Origin of the sequence: Mesorhizobium sp. M0189, from assembly GCF_040322135.1 — a bacterium.
Lineage (GTDB): Bacteria > Pseudomonadota > Alphaproteobacteria > Rhizobiales > Rhizobiaceae > Mesorhizobium.
Genome location: NZ_JAMYSW010000035.1, coordinates 1 through 24,112 on the forward strand (window position 1 = coordinate 1; position 24,112 = coordinate 24,112).

At 63.3% G+C, this 24,112-nt stretch carries 30 protein-coding genes; 11 read left to right on the forward strand and 19 right to left on the reverse strand.

Annotated features, from left to right (window positions below):
- Positions 1 to 294: 294 nt before the first annotated feature.
- Positions 295 to 990 (reverse strand): XRE family transcriptional regulator, encoded by a 696-nt coding sequence (locus tag NKJ09_RS30950; protein ID WP_023722940.1) that lies wholly within the window; start codon positions 988 to 990, stop codon positions 295 to 297.
- Between the two features lie 208 nt (positions 991 to 1,198).
- On the opposite strand from NKJ09_RS30950, the gene NKJ09_RS30955 reads away from it, so the two are divergent.
- The 3 genes from NKJ09_RS30955 (at position 1,199) to NKJ09_RS30965 (ending at position 2,802) form a co-directional block, all read left to right on the forward strand.
- On the forward strand, positions 1,199 to 1,438 hold the full coding sequence (locus NKJ09_RS30955; protein WP_245278786.1) for a hypothetical protein: 240 nt from the start codon (positions 1,199 to 1,201) through the stop codon (positions 1,436 to 1,438).
- 67 nt (positions 1,439 to 1,505) lie between these two features.
- Complete coding sequence (locus NKJ09_RS30960; protein ID WP_352496051.1) at positions 1,506 to 2,138, forward strand: GcrA cell cycle regulator; 633 nt, start codon at positions 1,506 to 1,508, stop codon at positions 2,136 to 2,138.
- A 58-nt stretch (positions 2,139 to 2,196) separates the two neighbouring features.
- Positions 2,197 to 2,802, forward strand: coding sequence for a DUF6456 domain-containing protein (locus tag NKJ09_RS30965; RefSeq protein ID WP_352496052.1), 606 nt, complete (start codon positions 2,197 to 2,199; stop codon positions 2,800 to 2,802).
- Positions 2,803 to 2,846: 44 nt separating this feature from the next.
- On the opposite strand, the gene NKJ09_RS30970 is transcribed toward NKJ09_RS30965, so the two are convergent.
- Both NKJ09_RS30970 and NKJ09_RS30975 read right to left on the reverse strand, forming a co-directional pair.
- Positions 2,847 to 3,149 (reverse strand): hypothetical protein, encoded by a 303-nt coding sequence (locus NKJ09_RS30970; RefSeq protein ID WP_352457316.1) that lies wholly within the window; start codon positions 3,147 to 3,149, stop codon positions 2,847 to 2,849.
- Between the two features lie 243 nt (positions 3,150 to 3,392).
- Positions 3,393 to 3,710: a hypothetical protein gene (locus NKJ09_RS30975; RefSeq protein WP_031195373.1), complete on the reverse strand. Its 318-nt coding sequence runs from the start codon at positions 3,708 to 3,710 to the stop codon at positions 3,393 to 3,395.
- A 296-nt stretch (positions 3,711 to 4,006) separates the two neighbouring features.
- Here NKJ09_RS30975 and NKJ09_RS30980 point away from each other — a divergent pair, with 296 nt between their 5' ends.
- A complete protein-coding gene (locus NKJ09_RS30980) occupies positions 4,007 to 4,207 on the forward strand; it encodes a hypothetical protein (RefSeq protein ID WP_023722946.1) in 201 nt (66 codons plus the stop codon).
- Positions 4,208 to 4,458: 251 nt separating this feature from the next.
- On the opposite strand, the gene NKJ09_RS30985 is transcribed toward NKJ09_RS30980, so the two are convergent.
- Positions 4,459 to 6,426, reverse strand: a complete 1,968-nt coding sequence (locus NKJ09_RS30985; RefSeq protein ID WP_031195376.1) for an acyltransferase family protein — start codon at positions 6,424 to 6,426, stop codon at positions 4,459 to 4,461.
- A 198-nt stretch (positions 6,427 to 6,624) separates the two neighbouring features.
- Complete coding sequence (locus NKJ09_RS30990; RefSeq protein WP_023722948.1) at positions 6,625 to 6,846, reverse strand: alkylphosphonate utilization protein; 222 nt, start codon at positions 6,844 to 6,846, stop codon at positions 6,625 to 6,627.
- Between the two features lie 166 nt (positions 6,847 to 7,012).
- Here NKJ09_RS30990 and NKJ09_RS30995 point away from each other — a divergent pair, with 166 nt between their 5' ends.
- Positions 7,013 to 7,366: a cupin domain-containing protein gene (locus tag NKJ09_RS30995; RefSeq protein WP_023722949.1), complete on the forward strand. Its 354-nt coding sequence runs from the start codon at positions 7,013 to 7,015 to the stop codon at positions 7,364 to 7,366.
- Positions 7,367 to 7,469: 103 nt separating this feature from the next.
- On the opposite strand, the gene NKJ09_RS31000 is transcribed toward NKJ09_RS30995, so the two are convergent.
- Positions 7,470 to 7,763 carry a hypothetical protein gene (locus NKJ09_RS31000; protein WP_352481646.1) on the reverse strand — a complete coding sequence of 98 codons (294 nt, stop codon included), beginning with the start codon at positions 7,761 to 7,763 and terminating at the stop codon, positions 7,470 to 7,472.
- Positions 7,764 to 8,008: 245 nt separating this feature from the next.
- Here NKJ09_RS31000 and NKJ09_RS31005 point away from each other — a divergent pair, with 245 nt between their 5' ends.
- A complete protein-coding gene (locus NKJ09_RS31005) occupies positions 8,009 to 10,033 on the forward strand; it encodes an AI-2E family transporter (protein WP_502901347.1) in 2,025 nt (674 codons plus the stop codon).
- A gap of 132 nt (positions 10,034 to 10,165) precedes the next feature.
- On the opposite strand, the gene NKJ09_RS31010 is transcribed toward NKJ09_RS31005, so the two are convergent.
- From NKJ09_RS31010 to NKJ09_RS31050, 9 genes are all read right to left on the reverse strand, one after another.
- On the reverse strand, positions 10,166 to 11,101 hold the full coding sequence (locus NKJ09_RS31010) for a phosphatidate cytidylyltransferase (RefSeq protein ID WP_352481711.1): 936 nt from the start codon (positions 11,099 to 11,101) through the stop codon (positions 10,166 to 10,168).
- A 22-nt stretch (positions 11,102 to 11,123) separates the two neighbouring features.
- On the reverse strand, positions 11,124 to 11,786 hold the full coding sequence (locus tag NKJ09_RS31015; protein ID WP_352481645.1) for a lysophospholipid acyltransferase family protein: 663 nt from the start codon (positions 11,784 to 11,786) through the stop codon (positions 11,124 to 11,126).
- Positions 11,787 to 11,794: 8 nt separating this feature from the next.
- The gene (locus NKJ09_RS31020; protein WP_352496054.1) at positions 11,795 to 12,223 is read right to left on the reverse strand and encodes a hypothetical protein; all 429 of its coding nucleotides are present in this window, start codon (positions 12,221 to 12,223) and stop codon (positions 11,795 to 11,797) included.
- A complete protein-coding gene (locus NKJ09_RS31025) occupies positions 12,220 to 13,563 on the reverse strand; it encodes a phosphatase PAP2/dual specificity phosphatase family protein (protein WP_352496055.1) in 1,344 nt (447 codons plus the stop codon). The genes NKJ09_RS31020 and NKJ09_RS31025 overlap by 4 nt, the downstream gene beginning before the upstream one ends.
- 2 nt (positions 13,564 to 13,565) lie before the next feature.
- On the reverse strand, positions 13,566 to 15,353 hold the full coding sequence (locus tag NKJ09_RS31030; RefSeq protein ID WP_023718095.1) for a bifunctional alpha/beta hydrolase/class I SAM-dependent methyltransferase: 1,788 nt from the start codon (positions 15,351 to 15,353) through the stop codon (positions 13,566 to 13,568).
- A gap of 26 nt (positions 15,354 to 15,379) precedes the next feature.
- Entirely contained in the window at positions 15,380 to 15,982 is a 603-nt protein-coding gene (locus tag NKJ09_RS31035) for a CDP-alcohol phosphatidyltransferase family protein (protein WP_023718096.1), read from the reverse strand.
- Between the two features lie 109 nt (positions 15,983 to 16,091).
- Positions 16,092 to 16,772, reverse strand: coding sequence for a hypothetical protein (locus NKJ09_RS31040; RefSeq protein ID WP_036244507.1), 681 nt, complete (start codon positions 16,770 to 16,772; stop codon positions 16,092 to 16,094).
- A gap of 70 nt (positions 16,773 to 16,842) precedes the next feature.
- On the reverse strand, positions 16,843 to 17,364 hold the full coding sequence (locus NKJ09_RS31045; protein ID WP_352764603.1) for an Hsp20/alpha crystallin family protein: 522 nt from the start codon (positions 17,362 to 17,364) through the stop codon (positions 16,843 to 16,845).
- Positions 17,365 to 17,393: 29 nt separating this feature from the next.
- Positions 17,394 to 17,870, reverse strand: a complete 477-nt coding sequence (locus NKJ09_RS31050) for an Hsp20 family protein (protein WP_023718098.1) — start codon at positions 17,868 to 17,870, stop codon at positions 17,394 to 17,396.
- A 341-nt stretch (positions 17,871 to 18,211) separates the two neighbouring features.
- Here NKJ09_RS31050 and NKJ09_RS31055 point away from each other — a divergent pair, with 341 nt between their 5' ends.
- Entirely contained in the window at positions 18,212 to 18,424 is a 213-nt protein-coding gene (locus tag NKJ09_RS31055; protein ID WP_245278542.1) for a hypothetical protein, read from the forward strand.
- A 137-nt stretch (positions 18,425 to 18,561) separates the two neighbouring features.
- Complete coding sequence (locus NKJ09_RS31060; protein WP_023718100.1) at positions 18,562 to 18,831, forward strand: DUF982 domain-containing protein; 270 nt, start codon at positions 18,562 to 18,564, stop codon at positions 18,829 to 18,831.
- A 191-nt stretch (positions 18,832 to 19,022) separates the two neighbouring features.
- Here the strand turns inward: NKJ09_RS31060 and NKJ09_RS31065 are convergent, their stop codons facing one another.
- Both NKJ09_RS31065 and NKJ09_RS31070 read right to left on the reverse strand, forming a co-directional pair.
- Positions 19,023 to 19,541 carry a DUF1579 family protein gene (locus NKJ09_RS31065; protein WP_023718101.1) on the reverse strand — a complete coding sequence of 173 codons (519 nt, stop codon included), beginning with the start codon at positions 19,539 to 19,541 and terminating at the stop codon, positions 19,023 to 19,025.
- Between the two features lie 355 nt (positions 19,542 to 19,896).
- Complete coding sequence (locus NKJ09_RS31070; RefSeq protein WP_023718102.1) at positions 19,897 to 20,166, reverse strand: usg protein; 270 nt, start codon at positions 20,164 to 20,166, stop codon at positions 19,897 to 19,899.
- A 288-nt stretch (positions 20,167 to 20,454) separates the two neighbouring features.
- Here NKJ09_RS31070 and NKJ09_RS31075 point away from each other — a divergent pair, with 288 nt between their 5' ends.
- The 3 genes from NKJ09_RS31075 to NKJ09_RS31085 all read left to right on the forward strand — a co-directional run bounded on the left by NKJ09_RS31075 (position 20,455) and on the right by NKJ09_RS31085 (position 22,775).
- A complete protein-coding gene (locus tag NKJ09_RS31075; protein WP_023718103.1) occupies positions 20,455 to 20,769 on the forward strand; it encodes a co-chaperone GroES in 315 nt (104 codons plus the stop codon).
- A gap of 59 nt (positions 20,770 to 20,828) precedes the next feature.
- Positions 20,829 to 22,460 (forward strand): chaperonin GroEL, encoded by a 1,632-nt coding sequence (groL, locus tag NKJ09_RS31080; protein ID WP_023718104.1) that lies wholly within the window; start codon positions 20,829 to 20,831, stop codon positions 22,458 to 22,460.
- A 102-nt stretch (positions 22,461 to 22,562) separates the two neighbouring features.
- A complete protein-coding gene (locus tag NKJ09_RS31085) occupies positions 22,563 to 22,775 on the forward strand; it encodes a hypothetical protein (protein ID WP_023718105.1) in 213 nt (70 codons plus the stop codon).
- 67 nt (positions 22,776 to 22,842) lie between these two features.
- On the opposite strand, the gene NKJ09_RS31090 is transcribed toward NKJ09_RS31085, so the two are convergent.
- Both NKJ09_RS31090 and NKJ09_RS31095 read right to left on the reverse strand, forming a co-directional pair.
- On the reverse strand, positions 22,843 to 23,322 hold the full coding sequence (locus tag NKJ09_RS31090; protein ID WP_023718106.1) for a GNAT family N-acetyltransferase: 480 nt from the start codon (positions 23,320 to 23,322) through the stop codon (positions 22,843 to 22,845).
- A 108-nt stretch (positions 23,323 to 23,430) separates the two neighbouring features.
- A complete protein-coding gene (locus NKJ09_RS31095; RefSeq protein WP_352496058.1) occupies positions 23,431 to 23,799 on the reverse strand; it encodes an endonuclease domain-containing protein in 369 nt (122 codons plus the stop codon).
- Positions 23,800 to 24,112 lie beyond the last annotated feature (313 nt).

A 24,112-nucleotide genomic window follows, 5' to 3' on the forward strand; every position in this document is an offset into this window, starting at 1 on the left:
CCGCCTGAAACCCCAAACAAGACGTCAAATCCCCCGCAAACAAGCGAACAACCGCCGCAACCCCGCCGCCGCAAGCTTTTGCTCATGACTGCGCAACAGGTCCCTTGTGGGAGAAGGTGGCCGAGCGAAGATCGGTCGGATGAGGGGTGTTGGACGGATCGCTACCTTGATGGCGTAAGTGCTTAAAATCGCGTCTACATTTCCTCCGCCGCGTTCCTTCCAGCACCCTCATCCGGCTCGGCGCTGTGCGCCGATCCACCTTCTCCCACAAGGGGAGAAGGCAACAAGCGCCCGTCAATACCCCAGCAGTTCCTTGAGCGGGATGACGCGGAAGACGTTCTTGATGGCGTAGCGGTTGAAGGTCAGCGTCTTGGGCGGATTGTATTGCTCGACGATCAGCTCGGCGGCGGTGCGCTTGACCAGCTTCTTGATGAAGGCCTTGCCGTTTTGCTCGTTCTCCTCGGGCAGCGTCTCGATCACCACATGGTCGCCGGGCACGGCCTCGCGGCCGCCGCAATAGATCATCTCGCCGGGCTCGTAGCGCGGCACCATCGAATCGCTCAGCACGTGCAGCGCAAACACGTTGCGCAGATGCCGGATCCCCGGCGGCCGCTGGACATAGCCGGCCGGCTGGCCGTTGAAGGTGAAGTCGCCATCGTCGCCGCCGACGGCGGTGCCGAGAAGCTGGATGTCCATCGGCCCGGCGGGCAGGGGGCCGGGATCGGTGACGATCTCGGCATCGGCAACCGGCCCGGCATCTTCGAGGAAGACGACCTCGCCCTTGCCGAGCGCCACCGGGTCGACGCGCAGGAAGGCGGCGGTCTTCAAAAGGTTCTCGGTCTTGGGCAGGTTGCGCCCGGTTTCCCAATTGCCGACGGCAGCGACGTCGGTGTCGTTGTGCTCGGCAATGTGGCGCATCACCAGGCCGCGCTGCTTGCGCGCCCGGCGGATCGCCGCCCCGACCTTGATCGACAGTGCAGTTTTCACCATGGCTCCATCTGAGGCACAAGATTCGGTTTCGTCTATGCAAGAATCACTTGCATTACGGATTGAGTTATGCTCTTATACGGCCATGCACAAGTCGCTCCGCCAGCTTTCGGTCCTCGAACCCGCCCTTCAGCGCCAAGGAGGCGGCCGCGGCAGTCATGTGCCAACCTTTTCGCCTTCGTCCTGGCTGTCCTCCTCCCCGGCCGGGACGATGCCCGAGGCTCGCGCCTCGGATCCGGCAGCGCAAGCGGCCGGAACGGCCGGAGCCGTTCCCCTCACGGCTCCGGCCACGAATTGCCTGCCGGCCGGCAATGCGGATGCCGCAGTTTCCTGCATCCGCACCGAAGACGGCACGGTCATCGCCTTCGACAAGCGGGCGGGCAAGGCAGTCTCCGGCGCAACAAGGCAGGCGGCCGGGATGAAGCTCGATAGCAGGCCACGCGAGGGCTGACCGGCTTTCGAGCCTGAGGCCGGCGAAGCCGGCGCCACACAACCACCTTTGCAGGGAATAAAACGTCATGGCCGCCCGCTATTCCCCCTCCGAATTGGAACAAATCGAGAACTGGCTGATGAGTGGGCTGTCGGCCGCGAAGATCGCCGCCCGGCTGAGTGCGCAGCGCGGCCGCCCGGCCTCGCGCGCGGCGATCATCGGCATCGTCCACCGCACCGCCCGTCTGCACGCCATCGGCCTTGCCAGATCCAAGGGCTGGTGTAGCGGACGGTCGGGCGGCCGGCATGGAAAATCGGCGCCAGAGCCGTCGAACCCCGCCGGCCAGGCAGGGGCAGTACCGGCCGAGCACCACTGCCGCCCGGCAAGGCTGTCGGCCAGGCTGGCGCCGCCGGCCTGGCAGCCGGGTCCGGTTCGGATCACGGGGTCCGATGGCGAGCCGCTCGAAATGCCGGCGCCGCGCCCGATCGCCGCCGGCGGCCGCCAGCCGCACTTCGTCGCCATGCGCTTCATCGATTGCCTGTTCGACCGCTGCCGCGCGCCGCTCGACACGACGCCGCAGGAGGATGCGGGAAACGACGCCCCCGGCAGCCGCCCCGGTTTGGACATGCTGTGCTGCGGGCTGCGCACAAGGCCTTCGAAAAGCTACTGCGCCTATCACGCGGCGCGCTTCCTGCGCACGCTGCCGGCCAAAGCTATTTGAGCCCCGCTGGATACGGAAATTCGCCAGAGCCCGACGACAGACCAGGAGGACAGAGCCGATGAGCAACAAAACCGCCCAAAAGACCAAAGCCAGGCTACCGCGATTGCCGAAGGGCGAGGCCGAGCAGGTGCGCATCCGCAAGGAGATCGGCCATGATTTCGCGCTGCAGGACGACCGGTTCGGCCGCAAGCGGCTGGCCAAGGGAACGCAGGAGGCGGCGCGCCTCTATGAGGTTTCCAATGACGGCCACACCGCGACCGGCGGCATCGTGCGGGTGCGCAATGTCGACCCGCTGACCGGCCTCACCTCGTTGTCGCGCCAGCAACGCGAGGCAGGCATGCGCTACCGCCAGGATTTCCGCAACTCGTCGGAGGCAAGCGCCAAGCCGATGGCCTGGGCCGAGCGCGTCGACGGCGGCCGCACTGGCAGCGGTGTCGCCGATCACATCCTGTCCGCCGGCCGCGACCATGCCGAGGCCACGAGGGCGCTTGCCCATTGGGAGATCGCCGGCATCGTGCAAAAGGTCTGCTGTGCCGACGCAACGGTGAAGAGCCTGGCCAAACAGGCCGGCGAGCCGCGCGACGTGGTGGTGAAACTACTCAAGATCGGGCTCGACATTTTGGCCGTGCACTACGGCATGATGCTGATGCGCAAGCCGCGGTGAGGAGCTCCACCGATCCGGCCGGCACTGCCGGCCGGATCGATCCGTCAACGACGGCAGACACGGATTCTTTCGATAACCCGGTGGTGATGACGCCAGTGCTTGACGACTTCCGTGTGGCAGCGCCGGTGATACCGGTAGCGTGGCCTGTAGTCCTCGTCATAGACGTCATAGCGGTAACGGGGGACGTACTCATCGTCGTAATCGGAATACCGATGATGGCGATAATAATAGTCGTCGTCATAGCCGTTGCCGATGCCGATCGTGACACTACCGCCGGCATTGGCCGGGCCGATCACGGAAGCCGCCGAGGCGATGGCGATCACCGAGGCAAGCAGGAGCTTCTTCATAGCTACCTCCTTCTTTAACGTCCCTCTAATAGAAAAACCCCCGAGGGGCAGGCTCGTTCCACAAATTTGCAAGATGCCACGAACCGAGAGCCCCAAATTAGCGCCGGCGGGGGCGAAAACGCGTCTGGCTGTGCGCCAGGGTGGGGCCGCCGACGCAAGCCCCGAGCGGGTTGTGGTCCGCGCCCTATGTATCCCGTCAAACAGCGACAAATTGGCCAGCGCCAGTCCCGTCACCTTGCCGATCTACAGAACATGGCCCAGTTCCAGCAAAACGAAAGCCGTCGCGCCCAGCACAGCGAGGGCGTAGGCCGCATAAAGAACAAGCAGCATCACCTCAAAGTCCCGGACGAAACTTGCGGCAATCCTGGTCTCCTGAGGTTCCGCTTTCTCGATGCCGTCGGTTTCCAGCTGCTCCGTTGCCACGACGAGGCAGACGATCCTGTCGTTTTCGGCCGCCTGTAATATTCGTTCGGTCAAATCGACGGCAATCACTGGATCATCGGCCAACTGATCTCGCGATAGCCAGCTTTCAGTGACAGTCTGGATTTCACGCTTTTTCACGCATGCATAATTGCGCCAACTAAATTAGGTTCCACTAAAATACATGGAATGCATCGACCCAATCGCGATGTGATGAGGCGTGGCCCTCCTGGGCGGCGAACTCCCGCCTGAGGCCCGCATTTGCCGACCGTCGAGGCGAATCTCGATCCGCATCCTCCGATCAAAGGGCGCCGGCTTCTTCATAGGCTGCTACGGTGCGCCATTGCTGGTAGGTCGCAATGCCAAAGCAGCCAAACTCTCATATCGCGAACGCAGCGCCGACGTCTTCAGTGCCGACCGGTTATGACGAAGATCGCATGCTTACTTACATCAGGCTGCTCGACGCGTCGGCTGAAGGGACCGATTGGCGTGAGGTCGCCCGCATCGTTCTGCACATTGATCCGGAGCAGGAGCCGGACAGGGCTTTCCGGGCGTGGGCGACACATCTGGCGCGTGCACGATGGATAACCAGGAAGCGGAACGAGTTGCGCCAATTGCATGATGAGTGGTGGGGATGAGCACCATCTAAGCGGAACCGCCATCCCGGTCTGGCCGTTGAGGGAGGAGGCCAACATGGAAAAGCGACCAATGACTTCTTGGCGAGCCAATACTTTCGAGCTGTGCTGCCTTCTTGCAGTTCCGCTGTCGCTTATCCTTACGGTTTTCCTGGCGGGTCTCATCCTTAGCTAACCCCGCATGGTTGCCGTGTCGGTCAACGTGGCACCAAAGCCCGCCTGAAGGATTTCGGAGGGAAAGGCTGCCGGCGCCGTTACTTCACAGCCGCTGCCATCACATCCGAAAACAGCGCCCGCTCCACCGCCGGCTCCAGCGTCTCGGCAAAAGGCGTTGCCAGATGGTGGCGGTCGCGGAAGGCGAGTTTGCCGTCGATGAAGACGTGGCAGGTGGTCTGGTCGCAGAAGCGGTCGGTCATGTCGATATAGCTGGCGTTGGGTGTCGAGCGCACGATGTCGCGCTCGATCGTGGCGATGTCGTCATTTGCCGCCATGATCCTCGGCGTATCGCATGTCGCGGGCGTCTGTCCCCGCCACAGCGCCCGCGCCACGCATTTGTCGGCGTAGCTTGCATTGTAGGGCACGTCCCTGATGACCGCGACCTTGATGCCGGCCTGGCTGAATGCTTGAAGCGTCCAGGTCAGGCCCGTCCGCCACTGCTCTTGCCAATCGGCGTGCTTTAACTCCTCGGGCGATTCCTTGATCACATTGCCGATCGAGAATTCCGAGATCACCACCAGTTGCGGATTGAGCGCGATGATGTCCTTGACCGACTGCTGGCGCCATTGGTCGCACTCGGTGTAGTCGCGCTTCAGCCGCCAATTCCAGGTCGTCACCCGCGAAGCCCGGCAGGAGGATTTGAGAAAGGTGACGACGCGAAAGTTGTTCTTCTCGGCCGCCTTGATCAGCGGCGTCGACCAATGGTCGGCATGCGAGTCGCCGAACAGCACGACCGAGCGCTGGGCGTCCTTGCGGCCGAACATGCAGGGTTTCGGCTTGACGGTCTCGAAATCGAGCACGCAGCCGCCGTCGCTCGCGCGCACGGTGGAGAGCTGCGCGGCGCTGTCGGCGATGACGTGCTGTTCGGGGCTGAGATTGTGCTCGGCAAAGCGCGCATTGCCATAGGCCGCGACCACGCCGGCGCCGGTCAGCGCGACGGCGGGCACCAGCGCCCGCGCCGCTCCGGCCATCAGCCAGCCGTTGCGGCGGATCGGGTTCTCGATGAAATGATAGGTGAACATCGACAGAAGCAGCGTCAGCGCCGCGCAGGCAAGCCGGTCAAGCGTGGACAGGTTGGGAACCATCATCGCCGCATAGACGATGACCGGCCAATGCCAGAGGTAGAGCGAATAGGAAAGCCGGCCCAGCCATTGCAGGGGCGCCAGCGCCAGCACGGCGCTTGGCAGGTTGCGGCCGCTGCCGCTGAGCAGCAGCAGCACGGTGCCGGCGACAGGCGCCAGCGCATTCACCCCGGGAAAGGGCGAGTCTTCGTCCAGCATCAGATAGGCCCACGCGATCAGCGCCAGCCCGAGGCATGCCTGGAGGGTGGCCAGCAGCGGCCGGTCGCGCCAGATCCTTGCTGGCGCCATGGTGGCGAGGCCGCCGGCGGCGAATTCCCAGGCCCTGAGCGGCGAGAAGTAAAAGGCCCAAGGCTGCGACACTTCGGTCAGCCAGGCGCAGGCGGCGAAGGAGGCTAGGCCTGCGACGCCGATGACGATTATAGCGGTGCGCTTGCCTGGGCGCAGCCATGCGGCGGCAAGAAGCAGCGCCGGCCATGCCAGGTAGAACTGTTCCTCGACCGAGAGCGACCAGAAGTGGATGAAAGGGTTGTTGGTGGCGTCGGCGGCGAAATAGTCAAACGACCAGCGGATCAGCCAGAGGTTGATCATGTAGGCGGAGGCGAACATGGCGCCTTTCGAATAGAGCGCCTGTTCCTCCGGCGACAGGATGAAATAACCCGCGAACAGCGTGGCGAGGATGACGAACAGTGCCGCCGGCAACAGGCGCCGGGCGCGCCGGGCGTAGAAGCGCCAGAGATTCAGCCGCCCGGTTTCGGTGATTTCCGTAACCAGGTGTTTTGTAATCAGGTAGCCGGAGATGACGAAGAAGATGTCGACGCCGGCAAAGCCGCCGGGCAGACCGGAGAGACCAAAATGAAAGGCAATGACACCCGCCACCGCCAGCGCGCGCAGCCCTTCGATGTCAGGCCGAAATGATGCCGACACAGTCACCTCGTGCAAGGAATACCCACCTCGCAGAGGCTCGACCCGATGCGCTGATATTGCAATGCAACAAATCTAACGCAGTGCAACATAGGGGGAGGGCGCGGCTCCTCCAACTCCTGGCGTGGGCGATTCACTCACATGAGCGGTTCAGTCATGAGAGCGATTGATATTGAAGCGAAGCGAAGGGTGCCGAGGCAATCACGCCTTTTTCAAAAACTCGGTCTTCAGCACCAGGCCCTTTACCTGCCTGGTGCTGCATTCGATCTCGCCGGGATTGCCGGTGAGGCGAATGTTCTTCACCAGCATGCCGCGCTTGATCGTCTCCGAGGTGCCTTTGACCTTGAGATCCTTGATCAGGGTCACGGAGTCGCCCTCGTGCAGCGCCGTGCCATTGCTGTCTCTTACGATCGTGTCCGTCATGGCAGGTCTTTCGCGGGGCTCCGGTGCGGAGGTGGTTGGGCCAGTCCCCGGCCTATCCCACGGTTGGCGGGGAGGTCAAGCGGCCGGGTCAAGCCGCGTTGCCGGGGTCAGGTGCATCAGCTATTGACCGGCAGCCATCCCGGCACAATTCAAGACGGAGCCGACCATGACAGACAAGACCATCCTCAAATTCGGCGCCGTCGAGAACGCCGAGACCGGCGATCTCGCGGGATGGGTCGTGGTCGAAGGCGAGCCGACCATGAAGACCGCCGTCCAGCACATTACCGAGGACGGCAAGGTCATGTCGGGGACCTGGCAGGCGAGCCCGGGCACCTATCACGCGACCTACAGCGACTATGAGTTCGTGCACATGATAGCCGGCCGTATCGTCATCACGCCCGACGGCGGCGCGCCTGTCGAAGTCGGCCCCGGCGATGCCTTCGTGGTGGAAGCCGATTTCAAGGGGACGTGGAAGATCATCGAGCCGGTGACCAAGCACTTCGTCGTCAGGATCGGCTGACGCCGAATAGTGCGATTGACGTTTGCGCCCGACTGAACCGAAGGTCCCAAAATGAAGATGGCGGGCATCTGCCCGCCACTGCGATTGTGCTGAACCGACCTGCCTAGTTGGCGCCGCCGAGTTGCTTGGTCATCTTGCAGAAATCGTCATGCTCCTTGGCAATGGCCTCGTCGCCGCATTCCTTCATCATCATCGCCTGGTCCTCTTTGGACATGGCCATCCATGCGGTCTTGAATTCGGCTGCCGGCTTCATGGTCTTCATGCCGGCATCGGTGAAGAAGGGCGACATTTTCTGCGGATCGTCGAGCGCCGAAGTGCCAGTGGCACCGGCGGCAAGCGCTGCGCCGGTCATCATTGAAAGCGCCATCGCGCCCATGCAAAGCATCTTGATGTTCATGATCATTCCTCCTGAGCTGCTGCCTTGAGGTTGTCCATTAGCGATCTACGAAGGAACGGCGTTTTGACCCAAAAGTTCCACGTTCTGGCGCAAGCATGGAACAGGATTGCTGGTGCCGCCATTTATGCAAAAAATTCTACCGTGACGGAATTGCCGCGCTGCCGGCAGCAAGCCAAACGACGGCAAATCAAAGCTTCGCTGTAGGAGAGGCTGCGAAGTTGCACGCCGGCTCAATATGCCCGATCATGGCGATGGCGGGGCGGAGGTATCAAGTGGCGGCAAATAGTCGAAACGGCGCGCACCTGTCGGAGACCCGGCGAGCGAGCATTGTTACCGCGGCCAGGGCGCTTCCGCGCACATCGTTGCCCAGCGTAGCGTCGGTCGTGACGGCCGTCGCGGCGCTCTATTTCGGGCGCGAGGTCTTTCTGCCGATCGCAATCGCCCTGCTGCTTACCTTTGCGCTTGTGCCCATGGTGTCGGCACTCAAGCGAGCCGGCATTCCGCGTCTTCCTGCCGTGATCGCCAGCGTGCTCGGCGCATTCACGGTGCTGGCGCTGTTCTCCTTCATAGTCGCCACGCAGGTCAGTGAACTGGCGCAGAACATCCCGCTTTACCAGGCGAATATCCTGGCCAAGGTCCGGTCGCTCAAGGAATCCGGCGTCGGCGGAGGCATCGTTTCCAGATTGAGCCGGGTGATCGAACGCGTCGGCCAGGAACTCGACAGACCGGAACCCGCGCAACCCGCCGCCGATCAGCCTCTGCGGGAGCCGATCCCGGTCGAAATCGTCGCGCGCGAACGACCGCTGGAGGTTCTCCAGAATCTGATCGGCCCGCTGCTGAGTCCGCTGGCATCGGCCGGACTGATCGTCGTGGTGGTCATATTCATGCTGCTTGAGCGGGAGGACCTGCGCGATCGCTTCATACGCCTCGTCGGCTACGGCGATCTGCATCGAACCACCGAGGCGCTGCAGGATGCCGGCAAGCGCGTCGGCCGCTATCTGCTCATGCAATTGGTCGTGAACATCGTCTATGCCGTTCCGATTGCAATCGGACTTTGGCTGCTGGGCATACCCAATCCATTGCTGTGGGGTTTGCTGGCGCTGGCGCTGCGCTTCGTTCCCTATATCGGCCCGGTTATCGCGACGCTGCTGCCTCTGTTCCTGGCGCTAGCCGTGGCGCCCGGCTGGTCGCTCGTGCTATGGACCGCCGGGCTTTTCGTGGTGGTGGAACTGATCACCGGCAACGTGATCGAACCCTGGCTCTATGGCTCGCGCACCGGGCTGTCGCCATTGGCTATTATCGTTGCGGCGATCTTCTGGACCTGGCTCTGGGGGCCATTGGGCCTCGTTCTGTCGACGCCGCTCACGGTCTGCCTCGTCGTGCTCGGCCGACATGTGCCGCAGTTCGAATTCCTCGACGTTCTGTTCGGCAACGAACCCGTGCTCGAACCGCACGCCCGGCTTTACCAGCGGCTGCTGGCCGGCGATCCCGAGGAAGCGACGGACCATGCCGAGGAGATGCTGGAGGAAGAATATCTGGTCGAGTTCTACGACAAGGTCGCGATTCCCGCACTTCTGCTCGGCGAGCAGGACCGTGTGCGTGGTGTGTTGAGCGATGAGCAACGACAGCAGGTCGCGGGCAGCGCGCTGACGATGGTGGCGAACCTCGACGACAGCGCGCAGGAGGAGGCGGAAGCGGGCGACACTGCCGCGGCCGAGGACAACGGCTCACGCGAGGACAAGCAGGTTCAGGGGGAGGTTCAGGGCGGGGACGACACCGAATTACCGGATGGCACGGGCATGTCGGTGCTGTGCGCCGGAGGGCGCGGCGAACTCGACGACGCGGCTGCCGCCATGCTGGCACAGGTGCTCGAAGTCCAGGGCGCCACGGTGTTGAGAGCGAGCTTCGCCGATATGGAACCGGGGAGCATTCGCCGCCTTGAGCTCGACGCTATCGATACCGCCGTCGTCGGATTTTTGAACCGGAATTCCGTCAAGCACGGCCGGTTCCTGGTCCGTCGGCTGAAACGCGCCAAACCAAGGTTGCGGGTGGGTATCGTGTTGTGGTCGGAACCCGACAGTGACAACCAGGAGGCAGCCGCCAAATTGGCCAATGAGATCAACGCTGATTTCGTCGCACACGGAATGGTCGGTGCGGTGCTCGGTGCGTTGTCCAGCAATCCGCCGGTGGCGCTGAAGACCACCGCCAAACGCCGCATGCGCCGCCTGGCGCCGGCGCGCAAGAAAGAGCCGCTCGCCGCGGCAAAATAAGCGCGGCGAACGACGGCGGCAGGTGGGGTTATTACCGTTTTCGCGAAAACGGTAATAACGAAACGGATCAGGTTATCTTCGCAAAGTCGCGCTGAACCGTCCGGACGGTGCCGCGGCAAACGGCGCCAACCCTCATACTGTCCAGAAATAGCGCACCGTATGAAAGAACACCGGGGCGGCGAAGACCAGGCTGTCGGCACGGTCCATCATGCCGCCATGGCCTTCGATCAGGTGGCCCCAGTCCTTGACGCCCTGATCGCGCTTGATGGCGGAGGCGACCAGCCCGCCGAAGAATCCCATCAGGCAGGCGACCAGAGCGACGCCGGCCGCCTGCAGCGGCGAAAACGGCGTCAGGAACGACAGCAGCGCGCCGAGCAGGCTCGATGCCGCCAGCCCGCCGACCAGTCCCTCCCAGGTCTTCGACGGCGAGACCGTCGGCGCCAGGAGGTGGCGGCCGAACAGTTTGCCGAAGATATATTGCAGCACGTCGCTGCCTTGCACGGTGACGATCAGGAAGGCGATCAGCAACAGGTTGCGGCCTTCGAAACCGGGTACTTCGAGTGTTAGCAGCGCCGGCACGTGGCTGACGCAGTAGACCGAGATCATGACCGCCCATTGCTGCGCCGAGACGCGCTCGAGAAAGCGTTCGGTGTCGCCGTGCAGTGCGGTGATCGCCGGCATCAGCAGGAAGCAGTAGACCGGGATGAAGATGGTGAAGAGCCCGTACCAGGCGGTCCACACCAGCCAGTACTGGAACGGGATGACGATGCCGAACATGCCGAGCAGCACCCAGTGGTCGCTGCGGCGGCTGTGTGTCAGCGTCACGAATTCGCGCAGAGCGGCGAAGGAAATCAGCGCGAACAGGATGGTCATGCCGGGGCGGCCGAAGAAGAAGGCAACGGTGATCGCCACCACCATCACCCACCAGGCATTGATGCGCTGGGTGAGGTTGACCAGCGTCGGCGACAACGGTTTTGGCGCGCGCCATGACAAGACGCCGGCGACGACGCTGGCGCTGATCAGCACCGCCAGTAGGCCGACAATCAGAATGAGGGTTTCGTGCATCATCGGCAGCATTTTGCCTTGGTCCTCAATCGTCTCGTTGCGGCCGGGGGTTCAGCGCCAGCAGCGTTTCGCGGGCACGGTCGAGAAAGGCGCGGCGTTCCTCACCCGGTTGAATAGCGATCGGCGCGCCGAAGACGACACGGCAAAGCAGCGGCACCGGCACGAATTGCCCCTTGGGCAGCACCCGCGACATGTTCTCAATCCAGCACGGGATGAGTTCGACATCGGGCCGCGCCATCGACAGATTGTAGAGGCCGGAGCGGAACGGCAGCAGCGGTTCGTCGGTCATGTTGCGCGTGCCTTCGGGAAACAGGATCAGCGAATGGCCCTGATCGAGCACTGACAGCATGATCGAGATCGGGTGCTGCGTTTCATCCGTCCACTGCCGGTGGATCAGCACGGAAGACAGCATGTCCTCGGCAATGAAACGGCGCAGCCGCGTCTTGCCCCAATAATCGGCGGCGGCCACCGCATGGGTACTGGCGCGTTCCTTCTCGCTGAGGCAGGCCGACAGCAGGATGAAATCGCCGTGGCTGGCATGGTTGGCGAAGTAGATGCGCTGCCGGTCCGATGGCTGGCTGCCGTTCCAGATCGGCCGCACGCCGGTGACCGCCCAGGCCAGCGCCGACAGGCCGACCGAGGTCACCGTCTGCAGCAAGGTATAGGTGCTGACACGAAGCTTTGTCATCGACGGGCTCAAAAGAATGCCGCGACGACCGAGGCCGCCGCGAACAGGCCGAAGGCGATGCGCTGCTTGGCAAGCAGGCGGCGCGTGCCGGCTATCCGCTGGTCGAGCGAGCGGCCGCCGGCCGCCGTGGGTTTCAGCCGCATGCGCGCCAGCACATCGTCGACCGCGGCACCGCCGCCTGCCTCGCTGGCGTGGCTGGCCATCAGCCGGAACAGCAGCGCGTCGAACAAAAGCAGGGCCGAGAGAATGATTGTGGCTATGGCACCCGCGGCGGCGATCAGCCAGGCTACCGCGGACAGCGACGATGTTTGCGGCGCAGCCGCCAGGCCGATGACCGGCGCCGCCAGCAAGGCAGCAGCAACCAGCAGCAGCGGCCATGCCACCTGCACCATCAGCCCGGCGGCGAACGCTTCGGCCTTGTCACGATAGGCGGTCATGTCGCCGCGTCCACGCCAAGATGCACCGGCCGGCCCGCGGCGGCGAGCTTGCCTCGCGCCTGAGCCGGCGTGTCGGCCCGGCCGCTGGCGACCAGCCATTCGGCGACGACGGCGGCGCTGCGCTGGAAGCCAAGCGCACAGCAGACCAGCACAGTGCCCTGGCCCCGCGCCGTCTCGATCGCCGCCACCGCTTGCGCACGCGCCTCGCGAGACGGCGGCAAAAGGTCGACCATGGCCACGCTCACCCAGCGGCTGGAGGCGCCGCGCGGTCTTTCCAATTCGCCGGCAAGGTCGACCACCGTGCCGAAAGCGTCGGCCTCGGCGGCGGTCGGAAAACGGCCGAGGCAAACACCGTCGGCGATGACGATCTGCGCTGGAAGCTTTCGCGTCCACGCCCACACATTGACCCTGGCAACAAGGCGGTAGGGCCAAAGCAGGAGACGGCTGGCCAACGACACGCGGCCATCGGCTGTTTTCTGGAACACTTTGGCGCCGGCGCCGGCATAGGCGAAAGCGACGATGGCCAGCGCCAGTGCCGGCCACAACAGGATGAGCCACAGCGCCGAGGCCAATGCGCCGGCAGCGGCGCCGGCCAGCGCAAGGCTTGCGCCGAGCGCATAGAACAGCGCCAGCCGCCGCGCTTTCGGGTCGGCGCTCATACGGAAGCCGGCGAACGGCAGCTCGCCGTCGCGCGGAAACAGCCACAGAGCGAAAAGGCCGAGCAGCGCGCCGGTCGGAATGTCGATGAAATGGTGCTGCCACGTCGTCAGCACCGAGGCGCCGATCAGGAAACACCAGACATGCCAGGCGGCGCCGGCGATGCCGGCCAATCTGTGACGCCAATGGTCCCAGATGATGACAAGCAGGGCGATATGCAGCGACGGCGCCTGGTTGAACGATTTGTCGAAGCCGCCGAGCACGGCGAACATGAAACCGGGCAGGCCGCTTGTCTGCGGACGCACGAAGGTCGCCGTCAGCGGGAACAGGATAAAGCAGGCGACGGCGATGATCTGCGCCGTCAGATAGCGGCCGGCGAGGCGGTCGACGCCGTTCTTCGAATTGTTCAACAGCAGCGACAGGCCGTAGAATAGATTGATCGACCAGTAGGGCACGATCGTCCAGGCAAGGAACGGGATGCCATGCTCCCAGCCGAAGACGATGCTGCCGACATCGTCGCGCCGCGACGCCAGCCAGTTGGCGAAGCCGTAGGTGGAGTAGAAGAACGGCGCCAGAAATGCCAGCCACAGCGCGGCGCGCAGGACTATCCCGGGATACGGCTCGCGCGGCAAGGCCGGAAGGGCAGGGGCATCGCGAGGCAAGGCAGAGGCAGGCAAGTCCATGCTCAGACGCGCCGGGCGATCGAAACGGTGAAGATGCCCCACTGGTCGATGCGCTGGTCGAGCTTCTCGAATCCGGCGCCCGCCACCAGCTGGTCCATCTCGGCCTGCGTGCGCCGACGCATCACCCAGGCCTGGCCGCCGCGATGCGAGGTCAGGCTGCGCGCGATCATCTCGAGCTGCGGATGCCAGGGCTGGTTGGTGTAGACGAGCAGGCTTCCGGGCTGCATGGCGCCGGCCAGTCCACCGAGCGAGCGGGCGATCATGGCATTGTCGGAAAACAATTCGTAGAGCCCCGAGACGATGGCGAGATCCGGCGCCGGGTCGAGGCCGGCCAGCATCGTGGCGTCGAAGGCGTCACCTTGATGGAACGAGACGCTCGCCGGCAGCTTGCGCTCGGCGATCAGCTTGCGGCCGAGCGAGATGTTGAGCTCGGAGAAATCCTGCAGCCGCACGCTGGCCGGCGGCTCGGCGCATTTCTGCACAGCATCGAGCACGTAGCGGCCATGGCCGGCGGCGATATCGACGATATGGACCGGCCGGCCGGCGGCCTTCAGCGTCTCAGCGGCACTGCCGATCAGCTCTTCCAGATGCAGCTTGCGCTGGCGGATGCCGCGCCAGCCAATAGCATCGAGAAAGGTGCGGTCGATCATGCGGCCGCCGGGGCCGATGCCCCGCGCATCGTTCTCGTAGACATAGTCGAGCGTCGAGCCGGAATCGAAGCCGGTGGCAATCCCGGTCTTCATGCCGGACGACAGCCATGCGCCCATGCGGATCGAGGCGCGGCTCGTTGCCCAGTAGAGACCTTTGGGTGACAGTAGCGGCAGCGGCGAGGCCAGCCGGTCGGCCTCGTCGCGTGTGTAGCCGGCGCGGTCGGCCCCGGTCAGGTCGAGCGGCTTTTCCGGCGCCGCGAACTGCTTTTCGAGGAAAGGCCTGATCAGGTCGAGTGCCTTGTGGCGGTCGCGCTCGCCCAAAGTGTCGTGGAAGAAGCCGGGCAGCACATGCCGCTCCTTGGCCGGGCTCGCCAGATTGACGAAAAACTCGTGCTGCGGTCCATGCCGCACCACCCAGTCGCTGCCGGAGATCAGAAGCTGTGTCGGCACGGTGATGGCGCGGGCATCGGCGACGATGCGCGCTGCGTGGTCGTAGAGTTCGACCAGGATGTTGGAGGCGATCGGCCGGGTGATCAGTGGGTCGGCGTCGAAGGAGGCGATGCGCTCGGGATCATGCGTCAGGAATTTCGCCTTGACGTAGGAATTGACGAAGAAACGGCCCTTCAGCTTCTGCCACAACGCAATGCCTTGCTTGGCGAAGGGCACGTAGAGCTTGACCGAGAAGGCCGGCGAGGCCAGCACCAGGGCGCGAATGTCAGGCGCATAGTCGTGCACCCAGGCGGCGGCAAGCACGGCGCCGAAGGATTGCGCGATCAACGCTATATCGCGCCGGGCAAAGCCGTCACTGCCGATCTCGCGCACGAAGCAATCGATGTCGCGCACCAGCGCGGCAAACGACGGCGCATAGCCGCGCTCGCCGGCGGAGCGGCCATTGCCACGCGCGTCCCAGGCATAGAAGGCGTGGTCGGGCATCTGGAGCTCGTCGACCAGATGCGCCATGCGGCCGCCATGCTCGTGGCCGCGATGGAACAGCAGGATGGCACCCTTGCGATGTTCCGACAGCGCCGGCCAATAGCGATAAAAGATCTCGGTGCCGTCATGGCTCTTGAAGCTGCGCTCCTGCGCCACCCGCTCGACGTTGGCTGGAGCCACGGCGGCAACCGTCTGTTGGTGAAGCATGTTGTTCTCCCTGGCGAGACCGGAATTCAGCTGCCGTTCCCGTTAAGGCCGCCGCGTATCCGGTTGATGGCGGTCACCAGCGAGAGTGTAGCCATGGCCGGAAACACGAGCGGCGTGAGCGCCGGGACCCACAGGCCGGACGCGATAAGCACCGCGAGGATGCCAAGCGCCAGCGCCCGATCGCTTTTGCCGAAGGGGCCGGCATAGTTGCGCCCCGCTCCGGCCGCGATGCCGAGCACGCCGGCGAATTCCGCAATCACCGCCGCGATAGCGAATGCAACGACGCCCCAGGCAGGAAAAATGACGGCAAAGGCCAGGATCAAAGCGAGATCGGAGACAACATCGCAGAGCTCGTTGAGATACATGCCGAGCTTCGAGGCCTGGCCATGTTCCCTTGCCAGCATGCCGTCGATGGCATTCAGCGCCATTCGCGTAAACAGCACGAGCGGCATCAGCAGAAAGACCATGCGGTGGCCGGCAAGGGCTGCCACCACAAGGCCGGTGAAGAGCGAGAGGGCAGCGGCCAGCAGCGTGATCTGGTTGGCGGTGACGCCGGCCCTGGCCAGTCCGTCGGCAAGCGGCCGCAACCTGGCCTGAAAGGCCGGTTTCAGCGCATAAAGCGTCGGCATATGCGAACCCCCCGGCCGCGGTGCAAATAATGTTGGCGAGGATGGTCAATTGGCGCGCAAGACGCAAGGGCGTCGCCCTGCCACTTTTCGACATCCGGATGTGTCGGCGCTAGCTTTCGCTGTTGACATTGTCGCCCGGGAACAGTGCGGGCAAGCTTTGTTCGGCCGCCGCCCAGGCGCGACTGTGGTAACGCCGCAGGATGAGAATGCATGCGGCGAAGACCAGCAGCCCGCAAATCACGCCGAGCGTCATGCCCCCGCCAAACGCGGACTTTACAACGATGCCGGTGAAGACGCCGGCGATGGCGCCATTGATCGTGCCCACCATCCCCGCGGTGGTCATGAAATATTGCAGCGGTGAGGGCCTGAGGCCCTTGTCGACCAGCACCGCCGAGGGATCGTCATGGGTGGAATTGACAAGGTATCTTTGCAGGACGGGCGTCAGCTCGACGAAATAGTGGCGGATCCTGGCCATGCCGCGGGCATGCACCATGTCCTCGATGGCAACCTGCACCGCGCGCACGAAGGTGACCAGGCCGATGAAGAAAAGGCAAGGCAGCAAGATCAGGCTGAACAGCACGAACGGCCTGCCCATCTCCGTGACCTGCGCGACGAAGGACAAGGCAATGGTTGCGCTCGAGACCGAGGTCAGGAACAGATCGGCTCGCTGGTTCGCTTCCTGAATGGTCGCGGCGCGAGCATTTTGCAGCACGAAATGCTCGGTCGTCAGGCACTGCAGGGCTTGCTGCGCCTGGTCAGGCGGAACCGGAGCGTCGGGAGAACGGGTCATCGACAGTTGCCCCCTCTGCCCGCCGGAACCGGCAGGGCAGAAGGGAGGGTCGTCGTCCTGATGTGAGCCATCAGGACTTGCCGTTGCCGTCGTTGATGGCGATACGCTTGGCCTTGGCCTGGGCGCGCTCCGGCTTCGGCAGCGTCACGCTGAGCACTCCGTTCCGGAAGGCGGCGTTCACCTTGCCTTCGTCGACTTCGTAGCCGAGCGGGATACGCCGCTCGAAACGGCCATAGAAGCGTTCGGAGAACTGCCTGTCCTTGTCCTCGGTCTCTTCACGCTTCTCGCCGCGCAGCGTCAGTACGCCGTCATCGAGCAGCAGCTCGATGTCCTTCTCGTCCATGCCGGGGATCTCGGCGGTGACGCGGATCTCCTTTTCGCCATCGGAGATTTCGACACTGGGCCAGCTGGCGCGGGCAGCGGAGAAGCCACCGAGCGACGGCAGCCGCGTGTCGAAGCCGCGGAACGCCTCGTCGAACAAGCGGTTCATCTCGCGATGCAGCGTCAGGAAGGGATCGCGATCGCCGTCGCGGAACAGGCTGGGGGCCTGATTGTTCTCCCGGCCCCAGGGAATGAGATCACGAATAGCCATTGCATAGTCTCCTTTCTCGACTGGTGCATTCAGGCAGCCTGCTTGTTTGCTTCGTCTTGCGCGACCTTCGGCCCGGTCTTCGGCGAGGCGACATCGGTCGCGATGGCGATGCGCCGAGGCTTCATCTCCTCGGGCACCTCACGTACCAGATCGATGCTGAGCAGGCCGTTGTCGAGCGTGGCGCCCGCGACCTTGACGTGATCAGCAAGCTCGAAACGGCGGGTAAAGGGCCGTGCGGCGAGGCCATGATGCAGATACTCCGCGTTATCCGGCTCCTTGTGCTGGCCGGAGACAATCAGGAGGTTGGGTTCATGGGTGATTTCGAGGTCGTCCTCGGAAAAGCCAGCGACGGCGATGGTGACGCGGTAGTTGTTCTCGCCGCTGCGCGCGATGTCATAGGGCGGCCACGCGTCGAAAGCCTGCGGGGCATTTTCCAGCAGGTTGAAGACGCGGTCGAAGCCGATGCTCGACCGATAGAGCGGGGAAAAGTCGAATGCGGTTCTCATAGCTACATCCTCCATCGAGCAACATAGATACGAGGAGCGCCAAAGAGCTGGCGCTCCCTGGTTTCGCCGGCCCCATTTCGGCGACCGGTGCCATCGATCTGGTTATTGTCCGCCGCAAGTCAAGACCCGGCGGCTTTCGCGTTGCCGGTTTTTCGGTCGGTTCGGCGAGGCTGCCAATCTCCCTATTTGCGGCGAGATGTCCGGCAGGAGATTGCCTGTTTGCCAGCTGGCTTCAATCGCCAACGCCGAGTTCCCCGGCGGGTTATTGTCTGCCGCAGGTCAAGACCCAGATTCCTCTGTTGCCGGGGCTCCGTTCCCGGCAATCGCAGATGGAGCTGACCATGACACGCGACGAGATCATTTCTGTGGTGGGCCCGGTCGACGACGCCGTTATCGCCGACATTGCGGCGACAGACGGGACGGTCCAAGAATTGCGTGAGGCCCTGGCCTGGATCGCCGCCGACGAGGCGCTGGTGAACGAGGGCCGACCGCTGCCGACGGCAAGAGTAGCGATGCTGATCGAACTGCTGCAAGGGCCGGACGAGGAGGAATAACCGGCCATTTCCGCGATGCTCTTGAACCGCGCAGAGAGACGAACCATGTCCTTCAGCGGCGCCGGCCGACCGCCGGTGCCCGCCAGCTTGACGTTGCTGCTCAAACAAGAAGACGATCACAAGACACGGAGGAAGTGATGGACGACGTCCGCTTTGCCGAGCCGATCACGTTGAAATTCCAATCCAGCGAGCGCAAGGTCGCCAGCAGTTGGGAGGCCATCGAATGCATGCGCCAGCAGTGGCCGGACCGTGCACGCGGCCGGAGTTGGCGCGCTGCCTATCGGACCTGCCGGGACGCGCTCGACGGTTGGCACACCGCGCGTGATGCGCGCAAGGCCTTCGCCAGGGCGGCGCGCAAGGCCGGGTTGCTCGCATCGGCCCGCAAGCCTGTCGACCACGCCGGCTAGTCCGGACCCCTCCGATATTGTGAGATCCAAAACAAGTGGGGAGAGGCAGCTGCCTTTCCCCCACTCCGGAGACTTTGTCCGCTGTCTAGTGGTACCCACCTGACTTGTACCCACTGACATAAGAGTCCGGCTCGGGATTTCCCTTGGCTACACGCGAAGGAGCGGGATTTTGCTTGGGCCAACTCAGTTAGTCACCGTCGTGAAAAGTTCGAGTACCAATTCCATTCCCACGTTCTGCCTGCATCAGCGGAGAACGCACGGCTGTAAATCGGGGTTTGCGGGTTGCGCTTATCCCAGTGGAATTTTGCGATAACGTCCTTGCCGGCCACAACCTCACGGCCGAAGAATTCGCCTTCGTCGCCATTGAACGAGCCCACCTTTCCGTCGTCGAGTTTGCCCGCGTTGCTGTCGGCCCAGTAGATCGTCCAGAGACGCGTCTTTGGATCGAACAATCGCACGGTGAGGCCCTCGAACGGCTTTCCTCCCAACTCCGTACGAAAAATGTCGAAGTTGCCCAAACCCACCAGGATTTGGCGGAACTCTTGGGTCGCGTCGAATTCCTCCCACTCGTCGCTGCCGGCCAGCGGTTCCTTCAACGTACGGTTCCTGATGTTCCAGTTGCCCACCAAATAGTCGAAGTCATTTTTGGACGACGTCTGGCTCGCCGTTATCGCAAGTTTCCCGTCCGATGAAAGAGAGAACGCACTCATCTACTTTCCTTTGGATCGACGTCGTGCCAGCACTGCCATCGCCGCGGACATGACGAATGTATGGGCGTTTCTGCGATGACTTCGGCGCGCTTCGCATGTCCAATCGCGGCAACAAGTGGATGGGACCCAACCGCGCGTCGTGAGGCACGCCCGCCGTCGCCTCCATGTTGCAACGCGTAAGCCGAAGACCCGTTCCGGACACGATCCGCTTCGGTTAGCTCCGCCACTCCGTCGCGAAGTCGCGTTGCTCCGCGCTCCACACAGGATTTGCTAACCGCCTTGAACCCCTGAACCGACCGCCCAACCGGATACCAAGTGTCAGATTCTGACCACTAGCGGCTGATCGGCTTGCTCTTCAGTGGACGGTGATGATGCCGTTTACGGCCCGCCATTCGGAGGGCTGGATCAGGTGATGATGGGCGACGCGCACCGAATGCAACGGGCCTTCGATCTCGCGCTCCCAGAAATCAAGGAAATGCTTCAGCGTCGGGAAATCAGGGGCGATATCGTATTCCTGCCAGATATAGAGCTGCAGCAGGCTTCGATGATCGGGTAGGCGGTAATGGATCTCCGCCGTGGTGAGGCCAAACCCTTGCATCTGGAGCTGAAAGTCCCTGCTGGTCATGCAATCTTCCTTCCGTTGAAATCTCCGTCCGCGAAAACGCCTCTTGTTCCACATAGGTTCCAGTCGCGTCGGGAGAGCGACGAATGTGCAAGCAATTACAGCACATTGGCACTCTCATTGGTCGAGTGCTAAAATTTTTGCGTGACCCTCTTGAAAGCAGAAAAAAGCGCGACTAGTTCGTATGCACGCGATGCCTGATGAAGGGGTCGCGCACCCCGTGCCGGGCCGATATTGCCGGTCCGGTCAGGAGGATCTTCGAAAATCTGTTTGTCCCGAGAGGAGAACGACATGACGTTCCGTCCATTGCACGACCGTATCCTGGTCCGCCGTATCGAGGTCGACGAGAAGACCGCCGGCGGCATCATCATCCCCGACACTGCCAAGGAGAAGCCGCAGGAGGGCGAGGTCATTGCCGCCGGCCCCGGTGCGCGCGACGACAGCGGCCAATTGCAGCCGCTCGATGTCAAGGTCGGCGACCGCATCCTGTTTGGCAAATGGTCCGGCACCGAGATCAAGCTCAATGGCGAGGATCTGCTCATCATGAAAGAGAGCGACGTGCTGGGCGTTATCGAGGGCGCCGGCGAGATGAAGAGGGCTGCCTGAGGGGGGCCTGAACAAGCATTCCAGTCAACGAAAAGCTGCCTATTCGAAGGAGTGATCCAATGGCTGCCAAAGATGTGAAATTTCATACCGAAGCCCGCGAGAAAATGCTGCGCGGCGTCGATATTCTCGCCAATGCGGTGAAGGTAACGCTCGGTCCAAAGGGCCGCAATGTCGTCTTCGATAAGTCGTTCGGCGCGCCGCGCATCACCAAGGACGGCGTGACTGTCGCCAAAGAAATCGAGCTCGAGGACAAGTTCGAGAACATGGGCGCGCAGATGGTGCGCGAGGTCGCCTCGAAGACCAGCGACACCGCAGGCGATGGCACCACGACCGCGACGATTCTTGCTCAGGCCATCGTCAGGGAAGGGGCCAAGGCGGTCGCTGCCGGCATGAACCCGATGGATTTGAAGCGCGGCATCGACAAGGCGGTCGACGCCGTCGTCGCCGACCTGAAATCCAATGCCCGCAAGGTGACCAGGAACGACGAGATCGCCCAGGTCGCCGCCATCTCTGCCAATGGCGATGCCGAGATCGGCCGCTTCCTCGCAGAGGCGATGGAAAGGGTTGGCAATGAGGGTGTCATCACTGTCGAGGAAGCCAAGACCGCTGAGACTGAGTTGGAAGTGGTCGAAGGCATGCAGTTCGACCGTGGCTACCTCTCGCCCTATTTCATCACCAACCAGGATAAGATGCGCGTCGAACTCGAAGAACCCTATGTGCTGATCCACGAGAAGAAGCTGTCCAACCTGCAGGCCATGCTTCCTGTGCTCGAAGCCGCCGTGCAATCCGGCAAGCCGCTGTTGATCATCGCCGAGGACGTCGAAGGCGAGGCGCTGGCGACGCTGGTCGTCAACAAATTGCGCGGCGGCCTGAAGGTTGCGGCCGTCAAGGCGCCGGGCTTCGGTGACCGCCGCAAGGCCATGCTCGAAGACATCGCCATCCTGACCGGCGGCACGGCGATCTCGGAAGACCTCGGCATCAAGCTCGAGAACGTCACACTGGAGATGCTCGGCCGCGCCAAGAAGGTGCTGATCGAGAAGGAGAACACCACCATCGTCGACGGTGCCGGCCGCAAGGATGAAATCCAGGCGCGCATCAGCCAGATCAAGGCGCAGATCGAGGAAACCACCTCCGACTACGACCGCGAGAAGCTGCAGGAGCGGTTGGCCAAGCTCGCTGGCGGTGTCGCCGTCATCCGCGTCGGAGGCTCGACCGAGATCGAGGTCAAGGAGCGCAAGGATCGCGTCGACGACGCCATGCATGCCACACGCGCGGCGGTCGAGGAGGGTATCCTGCCCGGCGGCGGCGTGGCGCTGCTGAGGGCGGCGAAGGCGCTCGATAACGTTGTCGTCGACAATCCCGATCAGAAGACCGGTGTCGACATCGTGCGTCGCGCCATCGAAGCGCCGGTGCGCCAGATCGCCGAGAACGCCGGTGCGGAAGGTTCGATCATCGTCGGCAAGCTGCGCGAGACGACCGACTTCGGCTATGGCTGGAACGCCCAGACCAACGAGTTCGGCGACCTGTACGGGCAGGGCGTCATCGATCCGGCCAAGGTCGTTCGCACTGCGCTGCAGGGTGCCGCCTCTGTTGCCGGACTGCTGGTGACGACCGAGGCGATGGTGGCCGAGAAGCCGAAGAAGGAAACGCCCATGCCTCCGATGCCCGGCGGTGGCGGCATGGACTTCTAAGATCAGGCTTTCAAAGCGAGATTTCGAAACGGCAGATGGGCCGTGTCCGCCAACGCGGGCACGGGCTTGCCGGTTCGGGTCGAATGCTGAGCAGGTGTTGCCATGGATATGACGGACAGTTTTGGGAAGATCGCGGCGCCGACCCGCCCGAAGAACGATTTCAACTATGAAACCGATTGCAGGGCGGCGCTGGCGCCTTTGGTCGACGGCCTGCTGGATATGGCCGAGTCGGCCGGCTGGGACCGCCGCAAGGCTGCCTACACGCTGATGTTTCTGTCGGCTCAACGCGTGGGAGCCGGCAAGGAAGGAGCGTAAATGATCGCGGCGCGGATGCGCGATTGCCTGCTCTAGTGGGGAAATTGGCAGCTTCGCCGACAGCGCTCTAAGCCATCGGTAGCAACCGGCGCATAATCAGCGAGGCGTGGCCGCCCACCCCGTGTGCAGCCGGCCGGCGCTCGACCACTTCGAAACCGTGCTTGCGATAAAAGGCGATTGCCCGGTCGTTGCCCTCGATCACCTCCAGCGCGATGCTGGGAATCCCCGCATGCGCTGCAAGAACCGCGTGCAAAAGATCGGCCGCCAGCCCGGTGCCGTACTCGCTTTTGTCGATATGGAGCCGCTCGAGCATGACATCGCCCTTGTTGCCCATCGCGGCCATCGCGTAGCCGGCGAGCGAGCCGTCCGCCCGCTCGGCTACGAACCACATCTTGCTGTCGTCCCCGAGCTCGGTCACCAGCCGCTCCGGCGCGTGCTTCTCATCCGACAGCCGTGCCGTGGTCTCGGCACCCAGGATTGGCGAATAGGTGTGGCGCCAGGATTGGCCCAGCAGCCGCGATACCGAGGGCACGTCCTGTTCGGTCATGGTTCTTATTTGGGTCATTGGCACCTCGCCTCAGAAACCTGCCCCTTTTGAGCGGAGATGTTCGGCAGGACAGAGAGGTGCTGTCCCGCCGATCCTGCACGGCCGAGTTCAGCGCACATCCGCGCCGGCCGTCATGACTATGTGCTGGCAGACATTGTCGATATCGCGAATGACGTCGTCGTTCCAGAAGCGCAGGATAGTCCAGCCCAGCGCTTCAAGGCTCGCGCTTCTTGCTGCATCCGATGCCGAAGCTTCGGCCTCAGCATGCTGAGAGCCGTCCAACTCGACAATGAGTTTTTTGTCCGGACAGGCAAAATCGACGATAAAGCCGGCGATGGGCATCTGGCGCCGAAATGGCAGTCCCATGAGACGATGCGCCCGGACCTCATTCCAGAGCTTCAGCTCGGCATCCGTCATGGCCTTGCGCATCTTGCGCGCATTGCCGCGACTACGGGGAGGTACGGGATAGTGGTTCACTACTTCTGTTCCTCAGCGCGAAACTTGCCTATCCCTCTCCGCTGCGCTTGAACACCCCCCTCTGTCCTGCCGGACATCTCCCCCTCAAGTGGGGAGATTGGCAGCTTCGCCGAAAGCGCGCTTCTTTGGAGAGTGGCGAAAGCTGGAGCGACATCCGATCTCCCCCCTTGAGGGGGAGATGTCCGGCAGGACAGAGGGGGGTGCTGTCCCGCCGACCTGACCTGGATCACCGCCTTACCCGCGATTTCAGCCAGCGGTCGAACGCGACGGCGAGGATGAGGATCAGGCCGATGACGATGCTTTGCGTGTATGA

Excerpts from the sequence above, each read along its gene's own strand:
- NKJ09_RS30950 (WP_023722940.1), bottom strand. The coding sequence starts at position 990 with ATGGTGAAAACTGCACTGTCGATCAAGGTCGGGGCGGCGATCCGCCGG.
- NKJ09_RS30955 (WP_245278786.1), top strand. The coding sequence starts at position 1,199 with ATGCCCGAGGCTCGCGCCTCGGATCCGGCAGCGCAAGCGGCCGGAACG.
- NKJ09_RS30960 (WP_352496051.1), top strand. The coding sequence starts at position 1,506 with ATGGCCGCCCGCTATTCCCCCTCCGAATTGGAACAAATCGAGAACTGG.
- NKJ09_RS30965 (WP_352496052.1), top strand. The coding sequence starts at position 2,197 with ATGAGCAACAAAACCGCCCAAAAGACCAAAGCCAGGCTACCGCGATTG.
- NKJ09_RS30970 (WP_352457316.1), bottom strand. The coding sequence starts at position 3,149 with ATGAAGAAGCTCCTGCTTGCCTCGGTGATCGCCATCGCCTCGGCGGCT.
- NKJ09_RS30980 (WP_023722946.1), top strand. The coding sequence starts at position 4,007 with ATGCTTACTTACATCAGGCTGCTCGACGCGTCGGCTGAAGGGACCGAT.
- NKJ09_RS30990 (WP_023722948.1), bottom strand. The coding sequence starts at position 6,846 with ATGACGGACACGATCGTAAGAGACAGCAATGGCACGGCGCTGCACGAG.
- NKJ09_RS30995 (WP_023722949.1), top strand. The coding sequence starts at position 7,013 with ATGACAGACAAGACCATCCTCAAATTCGGCGCCGTCGAGAACGCCGAG.
- NKJ09_RS31000 (WP_352481646.1), bottom strand. The coding sequence starts at position 7,763 with ATGAACATCAAGATGCTTTGCATGGGCGCGATGGCGCTTTCAATGATG.
- NKJ09_RS31005 (WP_502901347.1), top strand. The coding sequence starts at position 8,009 with ATGGCGATGGCGGGGCGGAGGTATCAAGTGGCGGCAAATAGTCGAAAC.
- NKJ09_RS31010 (WP_352481711.1), bottom strand. The coding sequence starts at position 11,101 with ATGATGCACGAAACCCTCATTCTGATTGTCGGCCTACTGGCGGTGCTG.
- NKJ09_RS31015 (WP_352481645.1), bottom strand. The coding sequence starts at position 11,786 with ATGACAAAGCTTCGTGTCAGCACCTATACCTTGCTGCAGACGGTGACC.
- NKJ09_RS31020 (WP_352496054.1), bottom strand. The coding sequence starts at position 12,223 with ATGACCGCCTATCGTGACAAGGCCGAAGCGTTCGCCGCCGGGCTGATG.
- NKJ09_RS31025 (WP_352496055.1), bottom strand. The coding sequence starts at position 13,563 with ATGGACTTGCCTGCCTCTGCCTTGCCTCGCGATGCCCCTGCCCTTCCG.
- NKJ09_RS31030 (WP_023718095.1), bottom strand. The coding sequence starts at position 15,353 with ATGCTTCACCAACAGACGGTTGCCGCCGTGGCTCCAGCCAACGTCGAG.
- NKJ09_RS31035 (WP_023718096.1), bottom strand. The coding sequence starts at position 15,982 with ATGCCGACGCTTTATGCGCTGAAACCGGCCTTTCAGGCCAGGTTGCGG.
- NKJ09_RS31040 (WP_036244507.1), bottom strand. The coding sequence starts at position 16,772 with ATGACCCGTTCTCCCGACGCTCCGGTTCCGCCTGACCAGGCGCAGCAA.
- NKJ09_RS31045 (WP_352764603.1), bottom strand. The coding sequence starts at position 17,364 with ATGGCTATTCGTGATCTCATTCCCTGGGGCCGGGAGAACAATCAGGCC.
- NKJ09_RS31050 (WP_023718098.1), bottom strand. The coding sequence starts at position 17,870 with ATGAGAACCGCATTCGACTTTTCCCCGCTCTATCGGTCGAGCATCGGC.
- NKJ09_RS31055 (WP_245278542.1), top strand. The coding sequence starts at position 18,212 with ATGACACGCGACGAGATCATTTCTGTGGTGGGCCCGGTCGACGACGCC.
- NKJ09_RS31060 (WP_023718100.1), top strand. The coding sequence starts at position 18,562 with ATGGACGACGTCCGCTTTGCCGAGCCGATCACGTTGAAATTCCAATCC.
- NKJ09_RS31065 (WP_023718101.1), bottom strand. The coding sequence starts at position 19,541 with ATGAGTGCGTTCTCTCTTTCATCGGACGGGAAACTTGCGATAACGGCG.
- NKJ09_RS31070 (WP_023718102.1), bottom strand. The coding sequence starts at position 20,166 with ATGACCAGCAGGGACTTTCAGCTCCAGATGCAAGGGTTTGGCCTCACC.
- NKJ09_RS31075 (WP_023718103.1), top strand. The coding sequence starts at position 20,455 with ATGACGTTCCGTCCATTGCACGACCGTATCCTGGTCCGCCGTATCGAG.
- groL (WP_023718104.1), top strand. The coding sequence starts at position 20,829 with ATGGCTGCCAAAGATGTGAAATTTCATACCGAAGCCCGCGAGAAAATG.
- NKJ09_RS31085 (WP_023718105.1), top strand. The coding sequence starts at position 22,563 with ATGGATATGACGGACAGTTTTGGGAAGATCGCGGCGCCGACCCGCCCG.
- NKJ09_RS31090 (WP_023718106.1), bottom strand. The coding sequence starts at position 23,322 with ATGACCGAACAGGACGTGCCCTCGGTATCGCGGCTGCTGGGCCAATCC.